Source organism: Caldimonas mangrovi, from assembly GCF_023721835.1.
Classification (GTDB): Bacteria; Pseudomonadota; Gammaproteobacteria; order Burkholderiales; family Burkholderiaceae_C; genus Caldimonas; species Caldimonas mangrovi.
This window is the reverse complement of record NZ_JAMKFE010000016.1, coordinates 20,732-34,488: the sequence shown is the minus strand read 5'-3', so window position 1 is coordinate 34,488 and position 13,757 is coordinate 20,732. Positions and strand designations below refer to the sequence as shown.

At 68.8% G+C, this 13,757-nt stretch carries 15 protein-coding genes; 4 read left to right on the top strand and 11 right to left on the bottom strand.

Features of this window, described 5'->3' with window-relative positions; all coding sequences use genetic code 11:
* Positions 1-2: 2 nt before the first annotated feature.
* The 8 genes from gspN to gspG all read right to left on the bottom strand — a co-directional run bounded on the left by gspN (position 3) and on the right by gspG (position 5,649).
* Complete coding sequence (gene gspN, locus M8A51_RS21270; protein ID WP_251780550.1) at positions 3-926, bottom strand: type II secretion system protein N; 924 nt, start codon at positions 924-926, stop codon at positions 3-5.
* Positions 923-1,414, bottom strand: a complete 492-nt coding sequence (gspM, locus tag M8A51_RS21265) for a type II secretion system protein GspM (protein WP_251780549.1) — start codon at positions 1,412-1,414, stop codon at positions 923-925. The genes gspN and gspM overlap by 4 nt, the downstream gene beginning before the upstream one ends.
* On the bottom strand, positions 1,411-2,658 hold the full coding sequence (gspL, locus tag M8A51_RS21260; protein WP_251780548.1) for a type II secretion system protein GspL: 1,248 nt from the start codon (positions 2,656-2,658) through the stop codon (positions 1,411-1,413). Before gspL ends, gspM begins: the two co-directional genes overlap by 4 nt.
* 96 nt (positions 2,659-2,754) lie before the next feature.
* Complete coding sequence (gene gspK, locus M8A51_RS21255; RefSeq protein ID WP_259372112.1) at positions 2,755-3,726, bottom strand: type II secretion system minor pseudopilin GspK; 972 nt, start codon at positions 3,724-3,726, stop codon at positions 2,755-2,757.
* Entirely contained in the window at positions 3,723-4,382 is a 660-nt protein-coding gene (locus M8A51_RS21250; RefSeq protein WP_251780546.1) for a PulJ/GspJ family protein, read from the bottom strand. Before M8A51_RS21250 ends, gspK begins: the two co-directional genes overlap by 4 nt.
* Positions 4,379-4,759 carry a type II secretion system minor pseudopilin GspI gene (gene gspI, locus M8A51_RS21245; RefSeq protein WP_251780545.1) on the bottom strand — a complete coding sequence of 127 codons (381 nt, stop codon included), beginning with the start codon at positions 4,757-4,759 and terminating at the stop codon, positions 4,379-4,381. The genes M8A51_RS21250 and gspI overlap by 4 nt, the downstream gene beginning before the upstream one ends.
* A complete protein-coding gene (locus M8A51_RS21240) occupies positions 4,737-5,198 on the bottom strand; it encodes a prepilin-type N-terminal cleavage/methylation domain-containing protein (protein WP_251780544.1) in 462 nt (153 codons plus the stop codon). Before M8A51_RS21240 ends, gspI begins: the two co-directional genes overlap by 23 nt.
* A 1-nt stretch (position 5,199) precedes the next feature.
* Positions 5,200-5,649: a type II secretion system major pseudopilin GspG gene (gene gspG / locus M8A51_RS21235; protein ID WP_251780543.1), complete on the bottom strand. Its 450-nt coding sequence runs from the start codon at positions 5,647-5,649 to the stop codon at positions 5,200-5,202.
* A 121-nt stretch (positions 5,650-5,770) separates the two neighbouring features.
* Between gspG and M8A51_RS21230 the strand changes: the two genes are divergently transcribed.
* Together M8A51_RS21230 and M8A51_RS21225 are read left to right on the top strand one after the other, a co-directional pair.
* Positions 5,771-6,304 carry a hypothetical protein gene (locus M8A51_RS21230; protein ID WP_251780542.1) on the top strand — a complete coding sequence of 178 codons (534 nt, stop codon included), beginning with the start codon at positions 5,771-5,773 and terminating at the stop codon, positions 6,302-6,304.
* Between the two features lie 45 nt (positions 6,305-6,349).
* Positions 6,350-8,245 (top strand): DUF294 nucleotidyltransferase-like domain-containing protein, encoded by a 1,896-nt coding sequence (locus tag M8A51_RS21225; protein ID WP_251780541.1) that lies wholly within the window; start codon positions 6,350-6,352, stop codon positions 8,243-8,245.
* Here M8A51_RS21225 and M8A51_RS21220 read toward each other — a convergent pair.
* Together M8A51_RS21220 and ilvA are read right to left on the bottom strand one after the other, a co-directional pair.
* Positions 8,238-9,284: a nicotinate-nucleotide--dimethylbenzimidazole phosphoribosyltransferase gene (locus M8A51_RS21220; protein WP_251780540.1), complete on the bottom strand. Its 1,047-nt coding sequence runs from the start codon at positions 9,282-9,284 to the stop codon at positions 8,238-8,240. The two genes, M8A51_RS21225 and M8A51_RS21220, sit on opposite strands and share 8 nt — an antisense overlap.
* Before the next feature lie 39 nt (positions 9,285-9,323).
* Entirely contained in the window at positions 9,324-10,889 is a 1,566-nt protein-coding gene (gene ilvA / locus M8A51_RS21215) for a threonine ammonia-lyase, biosynthetic (protein ID WP_251780539.1), read from the bottom strand.
* 457 nt (positions 10,890-11,346) lie between these two features.
* Here ilvA and M8A51_RS21210 point away from each other — a divergent pair, with 457 nt between their 5' ends.
* The gene (locus M8A51_RS21210) at positions 11,347-11,769 is read left to right on the top strand and encodes an OsmC family protein (RefSeq protein ID WP_251780538.1); all 423 of its coding nucleotides are present in this window, start codon (positions 11,347-11,349) and stop codon (positions 11,767-11,769) included.
* A 19-nt stretch (positions 11,770-11,788) separates the two neighbouring features.
* Here the strand turns inward: M8A51_RS21210 and coq7 are convergent, their stop codons facing one another.
* Positions 11,789-12,427, bottom strand: a complete 639-nt coding sequence (gene coq7, locus M8A51_RS21205; protein WP_251780537.1) for a 2-polyprenyl-3-methyl-6-methoxy-1,4-benzoquinone monooxygenase — start codon at positions 12,425-12,427, stop codon at positions 11,789-11,791.
* Positions 12,428-12,671: 244 nt separating this feature from the next.
* Here coq7 and M8A51_RS21200 point away from each other — a divergent pair, with 244 nt between their 5' ends.
* A complete protein-coding gene (locus M8A51_RS21200; RefSeq protein WP_251780536.1) occupies positions 12,672-13,622 on the top strand; it encodes a porin in 951 nt (316 codons plus the stop codon).
* Positions 13,623-13,757: the final 135 nt, after the last annotated feature.

Below are 13,757 nucleotides of genomic sequence, written 5' to 3'. Positions count from 1 at the left end.
GCTTATCCGATCGAAATGATCGAGCGGTCGCCGTTGCGACGCCCAATGATGTTCAACAGGTTGTTCAGGGCTTCCTCGTTGCCTTCGCTGGCGCGTGCTTCGCCGCGGAAGCGCATGCCGGTCGGCGCCCAGACCCCTTCGCCGCTCAGCTGCAACGCGCCTTCCGTCGTGCTGAGGACGCTTTGTACCTGTCCTTCGGGGTTGCTGAACAGGCTGAGCCTGTAGCTGCCCAGCTGGTCCACCGTGGTGAGCGGCGAGGACGCGTTCAGCACGTCGATGTCGGCTCGCCCCTGAACCTGCCAGCGGCCGGCGACCTGCTGGAAGCTCATGCCCGGCGAACTGAGCCGGATCGCACCCCCCAACTGCAAGGTGTTCCACGGCGTGCCGAGCCCGCCCAGCAGGCCGCTGGGCCATTGCGCGACCCAGTCGGGCCGGGGCAGCAGCGTGATCTCGGTGCGGCCGAGGCCGGGGCGGATCTGCAGCGACGCCGTGCCGTTGATGCAGCAGTCCTGGCGCAGATCGAGTTGCAGCGCAGTGCCGGCCAGCCGCAGGGTCCATGCGAGACGCCCGGGCAGCGTCGCGGCGTCGCGACTGCCGGGGCCACCGGTCAGCACCAGCACGGCATTGCCGGACCAGATCGTGCCGTCGGCCTGGGCCAGCAGCACCCGGTGCTCGGTTGCGCGTGCCACGGCACTGGCAAGCCAGGTGGCCGGTGCAAAGGCGATCAGCGCCAGCACCGCGCCGAGCAGCGCGCCGGCCATCGCCCAGCGCCGCGCCACCACCTGACGCCGGGTGGTTACCGTGGCACGTGTGGCGTCGAAACGCGACGGGCTGAACTGCGAATGGCCGAAGCGCGAGACGCCAAAACGTGACGATTCGTTGCGGCGCCGGCGCCAGCCGGCGAGCGAAGGCAGGCGCAGCTTCATGAGCCCCCCCCGGGCAGGCTGAGCACGACGGTGCCGTTGTAGCCGTCGCCGCTGCGCGTCACCTGGGCTTGCACCACGCGGGCTCGGCCGGCGCTGCGCGCTTCATTGAGCCAGCTCAGCATCGCCTCGGGCGGTACGCCCTGCAGCGTCAGCGTTGCGCGGTCACCCTGCAGGTTCAGCCGGCTGCGCTCGCCGAGACGTTCAGTCGCGGCCTGCAGCGCCCGCGCCGACTGGCCCTGGTTGATGGTCGGAGCGCTCTTGAGTTGTTGCGACTCGGCCGCCAGTCCACGCATCACGCGCAACTCTTCGTCGAGCTGCGCGATCCGCGGCGGTGCTTCGCGCAGCGTGCGCAGGGCCGGCTGCAGCCCGACCCACCACAGCAGTGCCATGGCGACAAGAGCGCCGGCGGCGAGCAGCATCTGGCGCTCGCGCGCACCGAGTGCACTCCAGCGGGCGGCCGCCTGGGCCCGGGCTTCGTTCAAATTCATGCGCCTGCTCCCTGTGCGGCGCGCCGCAGCGTCACCCGGCTGCCGTCGCGCTCGACCCGCCAGCCGGATGGCTGGAGGCTGGCGCGCAGGCGTTCGATCTCGTCTTCGGCCCAGCCGTTCACCGACAGCGTCAGCTGTCCCGGCTCGAACTGCAGGCCCTCCAGCACCCGGTGCTCGGGCCAGGCGCTGGCCGCCGCCTGCAACATGGGCTCCAGGTCGGTGTCGCCGGCCTTGCCCGCCTGCAGGCGCAGCTGCTCGACCTCGCGGCGCATCTGCACCGGCGCGTCGAGCACTGCCCGCACCTGCGGGAAGGTGGTCTGCAGCAGGCTCACCTGGGCGCGTTTGCGCTGCTCGACCTCGTTGCTCTGGTGCCAGGCCCAGGCGTTGATGCCGACAAGATGGATCACGGCCAGCACGGCCAGCCCCCAGCGGGCCGGCCGCCAGGCCGGGCCGCCGAGTTGGCGCCACACGTCGCGGAAGGCGCGCACACCCCGGTGCTTCAGCCCCAGGTCGAACTGCCGCAGGTTCCAGCCGGTTTGGGCGGCCAGCAGCGCCATTTGCGGGGCCGGATACACCTCTACCGGCTGGCCGAGCCATTGTTCGGCGGCTTCCACAGCGGCCGGCTCGGCCGTCCACTGCATGCCCTCTGGCAGCGGTTGCGGCAGCCAGCTGCGCACCAGCGTGCCGCCTGGGCGCAGCACCATCACGCCGTCCGGTCGCGCCCACACCAGGCGCAGGTCGCGGCCGACGTCCGCGTTGGCATCGTGTTCGAAATGTCCGCGCGGCGGGTCCATGGGCTCGGCCTGAGGCACCAGCCGGTCGACGATGACGCGCGAGCCCTCCAGGGCCGTCAGCTGGGTTCGAAGCCAGGCCTTGTGGGTCACCGCGATCCAGGTGTCCGAGCCCGGTTGCGCCTGCGGCGCAACCGCGCAGTGGGCGTCTTCGGTGTCTTCGAGCAGGACGTCCTCGAGCAGGCCGGCCAGCGCTGCGCGCAACTTGCCGGCGGGCGCCTTCGGCAGCGTCACCCGGTGCCAGGCCAGATCGGCCGCCGGCACCACGCCGACGACCGTGTCGGCCTTCGGCAGCAGCGCGGGGGCGCAGCGGCCGTGGCTGTGCACCATGGCGCCGTCCTTGCTGAGCACGTAGTCGAACTCCGTCGGCGCACGCGGCGTTTCCCCTCCCGAGGGGCCGGAGCGCGGGCCCAGGTGAGGGCGCGGCGCGAAATGGATGACGAGAACGCTCATGCGGCCAGGGAATAAGGATGGCGGATTGTATGAAGCAAAAGATGAAGATTCATCGGTAAATGCCTGACCACTGGCGTCATTTGTCGTGACCCTGCATCAAGGTGTAAGCCCGCTGCCGACCGTGAAGCTGGTTCTTTCGCGGCGCAGCGTGGTCACCCGGCGGCCCTGGCGTTGCACCAGCGAACGCTCCTCGACGACACGCTGCTCGATGCGCATGCGCCCGCGCACCTCGAAAAAGCTGGACGCGATGCCGGCGCGGGACTCGCTCGGCACCAGGCCCGGAGGCAGGTGCTGCTGCACGTCCGCCAACTGCTTGAACGGCGTACGTTGCCTCACCTGGATCAGCCGGTCGGCGGTGCCGATGTCCGTGTTGAGCACGGCCGCGATCACTTCGCGCGATGCGGTATTCAGGTTGATCGATGTGCGCACCGGCAGCAGCGTGACATAGGGCGCCAGGCGGGCGCTGGAGGCCTCGTCCACGCCCAGCCAGCGCAGTTCGTCGACCGTGGGCGGCAGCAAGGGCGCGTCGCTGTCGCCGGCCGGTGCGCTGGCGCTGCGCCCGGGCAACGCGAGCCGCAGCGCCGAGGTCAAGGTGCTGGCGACGCCGGAGTCGATGTTCACCAGTTCGCACAGCCGCTGCAGCGCATTGATGTCTTCCTCGGACGGCGCGCCTTCGTTGACGAGGTTGGTCAGGTTGAAGCGCGACTGCGCATCGATGATCTGCCCGGCGAGGAAGGCTTCCGGCGCGTCCTCGACATGGCTCTCGTCGGCGGCCAGGAAGGTCGACAGCCGCGCCTCGGCCAGCGGTGTCGCCCACGGCTCGGAGAGGTGGTCGGCGCCGCCGGTGCGGGCGTCTTCCATCAGGATCAGCCGGGCCCAGTCCAGCGCGCCGCTCAGGATCCACGCCGATTGAGCGCGGGTGCGCTCGGCGATCTCGATCTGCACCGAGCGCCACTGGCGCCAGTACATCGCACTGGCCAGCGTTGCGACCAGGGTGACGATGATCATTGCCGTCAGCAGGGCGGCACCCCGTTGACTGCGGCGATGGGCGGAAAAGGCGGTCTTCATTCCGAGCGGGTGCGCAGCACCAGGTCGCGGGTATAGGCGCCGTTGAGCCCCGAGCCGGCCGCCATCGACAGCACCAGGCGCACCCCTTGCGGCAGTTGCTGCTTGCTGCCGGCCGCCGCGCCGCCTCCCTCGGCCGGGGGCGGCGGCTCGACGTCGCCGGTCGATTGCGGGTTGGTCCAGGCGTTGTTGCGCCAGAAATAGACCTGCCACTGCGCCAGCCCGGGCAGGGCGCGCACCGTGCCGGTTTCGTTGCCGAGCAGCTGCTGCGAGCGCAGCCACACGTCCTGCAACTCGCTGCTGCGCGTGACCGGCGGTGCGGTCCAGCGGTGCCAGATGCCGTCTCGCAGGGTCCAGACGACCATCTGCACCCCGAGGTCGGTGCGCCGCGTCAGCCGCAGCGAGGCGCCGTCGAACTGCAGCGGCGGCACCACGGCGGTGTCGTGCAGCGTCGACAGGTCGGCGTCCCACTGCGCCAGCACGGTGTTCAGCCGCAGCATCGTGTCGAGCCGTTGCTCGCTGATGGCCTTGGTGCGCACGATGCCGTCGATGCCCTGCCACGCCATGCCGGCCAGCACCGCAAGGATGGTGATGGTCACCAGCACCTCGATCAGCGTGAAGCCGCACGGGCGCGTACGGGCCGGGGCGTGCACGCTCATCTCCTCGGCACGATGGTCGACAGCACCAGCAGCGGTTCGCCGGTCTCGGTGCCGACACGCGCGTCGACGCGCCGGAAGTTCGGGTTCGGCGTCGGCCGCACCACCAACTGCCCGGCGTAGGCTCGGCCGCCCTGTTCGCAGCCGAAGCTCGCGTCGCCGACCGCGGGAAACTGCCGCATCAGTACCAGCGCGCTCAGTTGGTTCTCGGCGCACCATTGCGCGGCCATCATGTCCGACAGACGCTCGGCGTTGCGCGTCAGCGCGCCGCCTGCCTTGACGCCGGCGGCCAGCGCGATGCTGACGATGCTGAGCGCGACCAGCACCTCGATCAGCGTGAAGCCATGCGGGTGCTTGTCACGGGCCACGGGGCACCTCATTGGCGATCGCGAACGGCAGCAGCCCATCGGTCTCGAGCGTGATGCGTCGGTCTTGCAGCGCCAGCGTCAACCGCTGCGCGCCGATGATGGGGTCGGGGCCGAGCACCAGTGCCGGGGCGCCGATGACGTGCGCCTGCACTTCCGGGTTGAGCCAGTGCGTCGGCAGCTGCAGCGAGTCCGGCAGTCCGACGAAGCGGAAGTCCTGTCCCGAGGTATTGTTCTCGATGCGTGCCGGCTGCCACAGCACGCTGAGGCCGGCCGCCCGCGCTTCGGCCCGTGCGGCTTCCAGCAACGCTGCGAGACGCTCGGCTTCGCGCTCGAGCTGGGTGGCGGCCGGGTCGCGGATGGCCAGGCTGACGGTACCCACCGCGACGGCGAGCAGGGCCAGCACGACCAGCAGCTCCAGCAGCGTGAAGCCGCGAGTCGGCCGGCCGGGCAAGCTATTGCCAGGAGCCGACGTCGGCGTTGTTGCCTTCACCACCGGTTTGCCCGTCGGCGCCATAGCTGAACACATCGACCTCGCCCTTCACCCCGGGGTTGACGTACTGGTAGGGGCGGCCCCAGGGGTCGTTGGGCAGCTTGTCGAGATAGGGCTTCCAGTTCGGCGGGATCGGGCCCGAGGTCGGCTTGGACGTCAGCGCCTGCAAGCCCTGCTCGGCGGCGGGAAAGCGCTGGTTGTCGAGCTTGTAGAGCTTGAGCGCCTGCATCAGGTTGTTGACATCGGTGCGTGCGGCGGTCACGCGGGCGTCGTCGGCGCGGTCGAGCACGTTCGGCACGATCAGCGCCGCGAGGATGCCGATGATGACCAGCACCACCATCAGCTCGATCAGGGTGAAGCCGCGCGCGAGCGGCGAGCCGGCCAAACGGGTACGACGGGACAGGCGGGTCATGATGGGTCGTCGGGCAAAAAGGGTCATGGGATCGACCGTGTCTTGTGAGGGGGGTGAACTGCACTACCTGCGCACACAAGGCGGGGGCGAGAAAAAACTGGCCTTGAATCATAATCGCCCGATGGTTTCGCGACTGCTTGCATTTGTGGTCTGGGCGCTGGCTGCCGGCGGTGCGGTGTTCTGGACGCTGCGCCTGGCGGCCGAGCCGTTGCCCGTGCCGCCCCAGGCGATGCCCGTCGTCGGGCAGGTCGGCAGCCCCGGTGCTGTCGTGCGCATGCTGGGTGGTGGGCGGGCCCCGGCGGAGCAGGCAGCGGCTGCGCCGCCGCCCGAAAGCTCCCGTTTCCGGCTGATCGGCGTGATGGCGCCGCGCGAGGGCTCCCGGGGCACCGGCGTCGCGCTGCTGTCCATCGACGGCAAGCCGCCGCGGGCCTATGCGCTGGGCAGCGCCGTCGAAGGCGACCTGCTGCTGCAGGGCCTGGGTCAGCGCAGCGCGACCTTCGCGCGCGGTGCGGCCGGACCGGCTTTCACGCTCGAGCTGCCGCCGCTGCCGCCGCCGCAGACCGGCATGCCGCAAGGGCTGCCACCTGACCAGGGCGTGTCGGCCGTGCCGCCACCCCCGCCCCCGCCGCCGGGCAACGCTCCGGTGCTGCAGTAGGGGCAGCGGTTTCACGGTTTCGGTCACCTCCAGGTGTCGATCGCCGTGGCCGCCGCAAGCTCTTCCCTCCCCGACGCGCTGCGCGCCGAAGCGCAGGCCGAACTGCAGCGCTTTCCGCCTTTCTCCCAGATGGCGACCGAACCGCTGCAGCGGTTGCTCGACGGCGCACTGCAGCAGCACTACGCCGCCGGGCAGACCGTGCTCGAACCGGACGACGGCCCGGTGCGCCATCTCTGGTACGTGCGGCATGGCGCGATCAGCGGCCAACAGGGGCTGGCCAGCATGGCGACGGCCGGTTTCCAGTACGAGGCGGGCGACCTGTTCCCGGTCGGGGCGGTCACGGGCGAGCGCGCGGTCACGGCCACCTACCTCGCGACGCAGGACACCACCTGCCTGCTGATCCCGGCCGCACTGGTGCGCGAACTGGCCCATGCCAGTGCACCTTTCGCCGATTTCCTGAACCGGCGCATGCTGCAGTTCGTCGAGCTGTCGCGCCGGGCGGTCCAGGTGGCCTATTCGTTGCAGACGCTGGCCGAGCAGTCGCAGGAAACGCGGCTCGGCACGCTGTCGCGAGAGCGGCCGGTCAGTTGCCCGCCCGGCACGCCGCTGGCCGAGGCCCTGGCCACCATGCACGCATTGCACATCGGCTCGATGCTGGTGACGGACTCGCAAGGCTGCGTGGCAGGCATCCTGACGCGCCACGACGTGCTCGGACGTGTGACGCTCGCCGGCAGATCGCTTGACACACCGATCGCGCAAGTCATGACGACGCCGGTGCAGATCCTGAGCACCGAGCACACCGCGCAGGACGCTGCCGTGCTGATGTCGCGCCACGGCATCCGCCATGTGCCGGTGACCGAATCCGGTCGCCTCGTCGGGTTGGTCAGCGAGCGTGACCTGTTCGCAATGCAGCGTCTGTCGCTGAAGCAGGTCGGCACCGCGATCCGCTCGGCGCGCGACCTGGCCACGCTGCAGGTGGTCGCGCAGGACATCCGCCGCTTTGCCGGCAACCTGCTCGGCCAGGGGCTCGGCGCGCGCCAGATCACCGAGCTGATCAGCCACCTCAACGACGTCCTCACCGCGCGCGTGGTCGAGTTGGTGGCCGACCAGCACGGCGCCGACCTGCGTCGAGCGTGCTGGATGGCGCTGGGCTCCGAAGGCCGCTGCGAACAGACCATTGCGACCGACCAGGACAACGGGCTGGTGTTCGTCGCTGACGAGCCCGCCGTGCAGCGCGCGGCCTGGCTCGCCTTCGCGAAAACGGTCAACGAGGCGCTCGCCGGCTGCGGCTTTCCGCTGTGCAAGGGCGGCGTGATGGCGATGAACCCCGCGTGGTGCCTGACCGCCCGGGAATGGTGCGAGCGCTTCGACAACTGGATCGAGCGCGGCGCACCGGAAGATCTGCTCAATGCCAGCATCTTCTTCGACTTCCGGCCGCTGGCCGGTGTTTTCGAGCTGGTGAAGCCGATGCGCGACTTCGTCGGCCGCCGTGCGCGCGCGGTCCCGCGCTTCCTGCGCCAGATGGCGGAAGTTGCCCTGCAGCACCGCCCGCCGCTGAACTGGCTGGGCGGTATCGAGACGACGAACGAAAACGGCCGCGAGGTGGTCGACCTGAAACTGCAGGGCGTGTCGGTGTTCGTCGAGGCGGCACGCATCTATGCGCTCGCCCACGGTATCGAGCACACGTCGACGCGATTGCGGCTGCAGGGTTTTGCGGCTGCAGCGGGCGTCGCTGCTGCTGAAAGCGAGGCCTGGATCGAGGGCTTCGAGTTCCTGCAGTTCCTGCGGCTGCGCGCGCAACTGGGTGCCGAGGGCTGGCAGACGCGGCCGAACGCGGTCGACGTGCGCACGCTCAATGACATCGACCGCCGCATCCTGAAAGAGACCTTCCGCATGGCCCGCCGCCTGCAGCAGCGGCTCGAGCTGGACTACCTCAGGTGAGCGGCGCCGGCTGCGTCGGGCCCGGGTCCTCGCCTTCGGCCACTTCGGTGAGCAGGGCGCCCGCGGCATTGACCAGCGGCCAGGCGAGTGCCGCCCCGGTGCCGTCCAGGCTTTCGAGACCCAGTTCGAGCAGCGGCCCGGCCTTCAATTGCTGCAGCGCCACGCTCAAGCCTTGCCGGCCGTGGCTGCGCGCGAAGATGCAGTAGTCGGTGACCGGCGCGGCGATGCGCGCGGCCACCATCAGCGCCGCACAGGCCGGCAGCCCGTCGACGACGATGACGTGGCGCTTGCCGGCCGCCACCAGCATCGCGCCCGCCATCATCGCGATCTCGAAGCCGCCGAGCGCCGCCAGCGTCTCGACCGGATCGCCGACCGTCTTGTGCCGGCCCTGCGCGCCTTCGAGCACCACCATCAGGTGCGCCAGCAGGTCCGGGCTCATGTCGGGGCCGCTGACGACCAGATCGCGCACCGGCAGGCCGGCCAGGCGCGAGATCACCAGCGCTGCGCTTTCTTCGCTGCCTTCGCCCAGGCCGGCGCAGGCCAGCACGTTGCCGGGCAGCGTGTCGGCGATCTCCATGCCGGCACGGATGGCGGCCTGCGCCTGGTCGAGCGTCATCGCCATGCCGACACGCGTGTTGCGGGTGCCGTGCGCGATCTTGCGGGCCTGCACCATGGGGTGCCGTGGCGTCGGGTCGGCCATGCCGCAGTCGATGACCGTGAAGTTCATCCCCTGGATGCGCGCGAACACCGCCAGCGGGGTGCGCACCGAGACGATGCTGTTGACCAGCGCCAGCGTCGGCTCGCCGGTCGGTGTCGTGATGCCGTCGACCGCCAGCCCGTGGTCGGCCGTGAACACCACCAGCTGCGGGTCGTGCAGGCGCGGCTTCAGCGTGTTGCGGATCAGTCCCAGACGCACCGCGAGCGGCTCCAGCTCGCCCAGGCTGCCCGATCGCTCCTGCCGGCGCGCGAGCTTTTGTTTCAGCGCCTGCTCCAGCGGCGGATGAAACGTCGGCGCGATCAATGAACGATTGAGCGACATGGGACGGGCCTCGAAGAAGGTGCGACGGGAACGTGCGGCTCAGCGCAGGAACAGCTTGTACACCGGGTTGTCGGTCTCGTCGACGCACGGGTAGGCCAGCGTGTCGAGGAATTCCTTGAACGCCTTCTTGTCGCCCTTGGGGACCTGGATGCCGACCAGGATGCGGCCGTAGTCGGCGCCCTGGTTGCGGTAATGGAACAGGCTGATGTTCCATTCCGGGTGCATGCTGGACAGGAAGCGCATCAGTGCACCGGGCCGCTCGGGGAAGATGAAGCGGTACAGCAGTTCGTCGCGTGCCAGCTCGGTGCGCCCGCCGACCAGGTGGCGCACGTGCTGTTTCGCCAGTTCGTCGTGCGTCAGGTCCAGCGTCGGAAAGCCGTGCTTCTTGAACAGTGCGGCGATCTTGCTCGACTCGCCGCGGTTCGCGGTCGTCACCCCGACGAACACGTGCGCGAGCTTTTCGTCCGAGATGCGGTAGTTGAACTCGGTGACGCTGCGCTGGCCCAGCAGCTCGCAAAAGCGCCTGAAGCTGCCGCGTTCCTCGGGGATCGTGACGGCGAACAAGGCTTCGCGTTCCTCGCCGACCTCGGCGCGTTCGGCCACGAAGCGAAGGCGGTCGAAATTCATGTTCGCGCCGCAGGTCACCGCGACGAAAGTCTTGCCCTTGCAGCGGTGTCGCTCGACGTACTGCTTGACGGCGGCCACGCCCATCGCACCCGACGGTTCCAGGATGCTGCGCGTGTCCTGGAACACGTCCTTGATCGCAGCACACACCGCGTCGGTGTCGACCAACACGTAGTCGTCGACCAGCTCGCGCGCCAGGCGGTAGGTTTCCTCGCCGACCAGCTTCACCGCCGTGCCGTCGGCGAACAACCCCACGTCGTGCAACTGCACGCGCTTGTTCTGCTGCACGGAGCGCACCATCGCGTCCGAGTCGGTCATTTGCACGCCGATCACCTTGATCTCCGGGCGCACCGCCTTGACATACGCGGCCACGCCCGAGATCAGCCCACCCCCGCCGATCGCGACGAAAATCGCGTCGATCGGCCCCTGATGCTGGCGCAGCACCTCCATCGCGATGGTGCCCTGGCCGGCGATCACGTCCGGGTCGTCGAATGGGTGCACGAAGGTCAGCCCGCGCTTCTTCTCGAGTTCCAGCGCGTGCAGGTAGGCGTCGGAATAGCTGTCGCCGTGCAGCACCACCTCGCCCCCGAGCGAGCGCACCGCCTCCACCTTCACCTCCGGCGTCGTCACCGGCATCACGATCACCGCGCGGCAGCCCAGCTTGCTGGCGCTCAGCGCGACGCCTTGTGCATGATTGCCGGCCGACGCACAAATGACACCGCGCTTCAGCTGAGCCGGGCTCAGGTGCGCCATCTTGTTGTAGGCGCCGCGCAGCTTGAAGCTGAACACCGGCTGGTTGTCCTCGCGCTTGAGCCACACCTCGTTGCCGAGCCGGCGCGTCAGGTTGTGGGCCAGCTCCAGCCCGGTCTCGATCGCCACGTCGTAGACCCGCGCGTTCAGGATCTTCTGCAGGTAGTCGGCCGGTTTGAGGGCTCTTTTTCGCGTCGCTGCGGACGAGGGCGGGGTGGTGGCGCGTGCCATGCTGGGGTTTCTCCGACGAGGGGCACGCATCATAAGGCAGCGTCCGCGGAGACTCAGCGCGCCACCTGCAGACGGTCTTTGCGTGTACGGCGCGTGCCGGCCCAGCGGCCACCGTGGGTCCGGCTCCGCCGGTCCGCCAGTGGCGCCCCCTTGAGGGGGCCGGCGAAGCCGGTAGGGGGTGGGGGAAAGAAAAAGGCCCAAGGCGGTAAAGCCTTGGGCCGAATCCACCAAAGGAGGAGGGTGGAGGAGACAACCGGCGTGAGTGGTGCGAAGGGCTTCAGTGCTGAAGAACTCAATCACTTACATCACATGAACAATAGTTTAATGGGGCGCATGGTGCGGCGCAACAGGAAATTCGTGCTTTTGTCGCGCGCACGGCGCAGGTGCTCGGGGCAAAATCTCACGCACCGCACAAAAATGCGACTTTCTCCACACCTGCTGAACGAAGCGACACCCCATGGAATGCACCGTGAACTGGATGCCGGCCTCCGGCATGGCCTTTTCCGCCGAAACCGGCAGCGGCCACCTGCTGACGATGGACGGCGCCCCCGACGGCGGCGGCCGCAACCTGGCGCCGCGGCCGATGGAAACCGTGCTGGCCGGCACCGGCGGCTGCACTGCTTATGACGTCGTGCTGATTCTCAAGCGCGGCCGCCACGACGTGCGCGGCTGTCAGGTGCAGGTCAAAGCCGACCGCGCCGAGGTCGACCCCAAGGTGTTTACCAAGATCCATATGCACTTCGTCGTCACCGGCCAGGGGCTGGCCGACACGGCGGTGCAGCGCGCCATCCAGATGTCGCACGACAAGTACTGCTCGGCCAGCATCATGCTGGCCAAGACGGCGGAGATCACGACCAGCTTCGAGATCGTGGAGGGCTGAGCCGGCGTTTGCCGCGCCGTCAGATCCGGTGCGCGGTGGTCGTCATGACCTTGGCCGCTGCGCGCATCGCCCACCGCACCGGCGGCGGCAGCTCGGCGGCGCCCGCCTGTTGCGCTTGCAGGGCATGCCGCGCCTCGTCGTCCTTCATCTGCAAGACGATGGCGCGCGACGCGTGATCCTCCGCCGGCAGGCGGTCCAGATGGCTCTCCAGGTGCTGTTCGACCTGGCGCTCGGTCTCGACGACAAAGCCCAGGCTCACCCGGTCGCCGCCCAGCCGGCCCGCCACCAGGCCGATGCCCAGCGCGCCGGCGTACCACAACGGGTTCAACAGGCTGGTGCGGTCGCCCAACTCGCGCAGGCGCTGCTCGGTCCAGGCCAGGTGGTCGGTCTCCTCGCGAGCGGCCGCCTCGAAGTGCGCCTTGAGCGCCGGGTCCCGTGTCACCAGCGCCTGGCCGGTGTAGAGCGCCTGGGCACAGACCTCGCCGACATGGTTCACGCGCATCAACGAGGCAGCCAGTTTCCGCTCCGCTTCTTGCAGCGGCTGCCCGGGCTCCCCGGCGGATCGCGGAGTCTCGCGGGACGCGTGGTGCGCGCCGAACACGGTGCGCAGGGCGTTGTCGGCGGTGCTGAGCAATGCGTCGATGGGGGAGCGTGACATGGTGGGCATCGGTGTCGCGAACCCCCGCATTGTGCCGCGCCGACCGCTGTGTTACGCATTGCCGCGCGGCCGCCCTCCCGTTGCAGACAGACAACAGGCTCGTCGTTTTTATGGGGCAAATGCTGGCCTGGGTCGGGTCGGTCTGGTGGAATAGCGAGCAACTTCCGATGAGGAGGTTGGCTTGAAGCGCATCGCGAAGAATGGCGCGCTCGAGACCTCTTGTTCAACCTAGGAGATAGTTGCAATGAAAAAATCTCTTCTCGCTCTCGCCGTGCTGGGTGCCTTTGCCGGCACAGCGTCTGCCCAGTCCAACGTCACGCTGTACGGCCGCGTTGACCTGAGCGTCGCCCGCAACATCGGCACCGACTACTGGCAAATGCAGAACGGTTCGGGCAGCCGCCTGGGCGTGCGCGGTGCCGAAGATCTGGGTGGCGGTCTGAAGGCCATCTTCAACATCGAGCATCGTTTCAATGCTGATACCGGCGAACTGACCACGGCCAAGTTCTGGCACGGCCGTTCCTATGTCGGCCTGGCCGGCGGTTTCGGTGAAGTGCGCTTCGGCCGCGACTACACCCCGTCCTTCCTGTTCGTCGAGTTGGCGGCCGACCCGTGGGGCTTTGACACGGTCGCAACCCCGGGCACGGGCCTGCGCGGCTCCATCGAGCCGGTTCGCAAGGACAACAGCATCAACTACTCCTCGCCGAACTGGGGTGGCTTCCGCATTCATGGCCAGTGGTCTATGGACGAAGTCCCGGGCAACGACACCAACGGCACGTGGGGTTTTGCGGCCACCTACGCCGCGGGTCCGCTGTCTTTCGGCCTGGGTTACGACAAGTCGGCTGACGAAGATGGGACGTGGCTGATCGGTACGGCTGCGTACGACTTCGGCATGTTCAAGCTGATTGGCGCGCTCGGCCAAGGCCGCACCGCTGGTGCTGCCGGCGTCGACGGTGACAAGATGCGCGATTACCACATCGCGGCGACCGCTCCCATCGGCGCGGGCGAACTGCGTGGCTCGTACAACCGCCTGACGAACCGCGACGCGGACGTCAAGGTCATGAACAAGTTCAGCGTCGGCTACCACTACCCGATGTCCAAGCGCACCACGGTCTACACCGACCTGGCTCGTGACAGCGCCGACCACATCGACGACAACAAGTGGGGCTTCGACGTCGGTATCAAGCACAACTTCTGATCCGGCGCTTGCCTCGCGCAAGCCTCGAATCGCCATTGTGCGAAAGCCGCCTTCGGGCGGCTTTTTTCATGTCTCCTTCGCGACAGCGCATGAATCGAAGAGACACAACTCGCTCGGCCCTGTCCCGCGAAACAA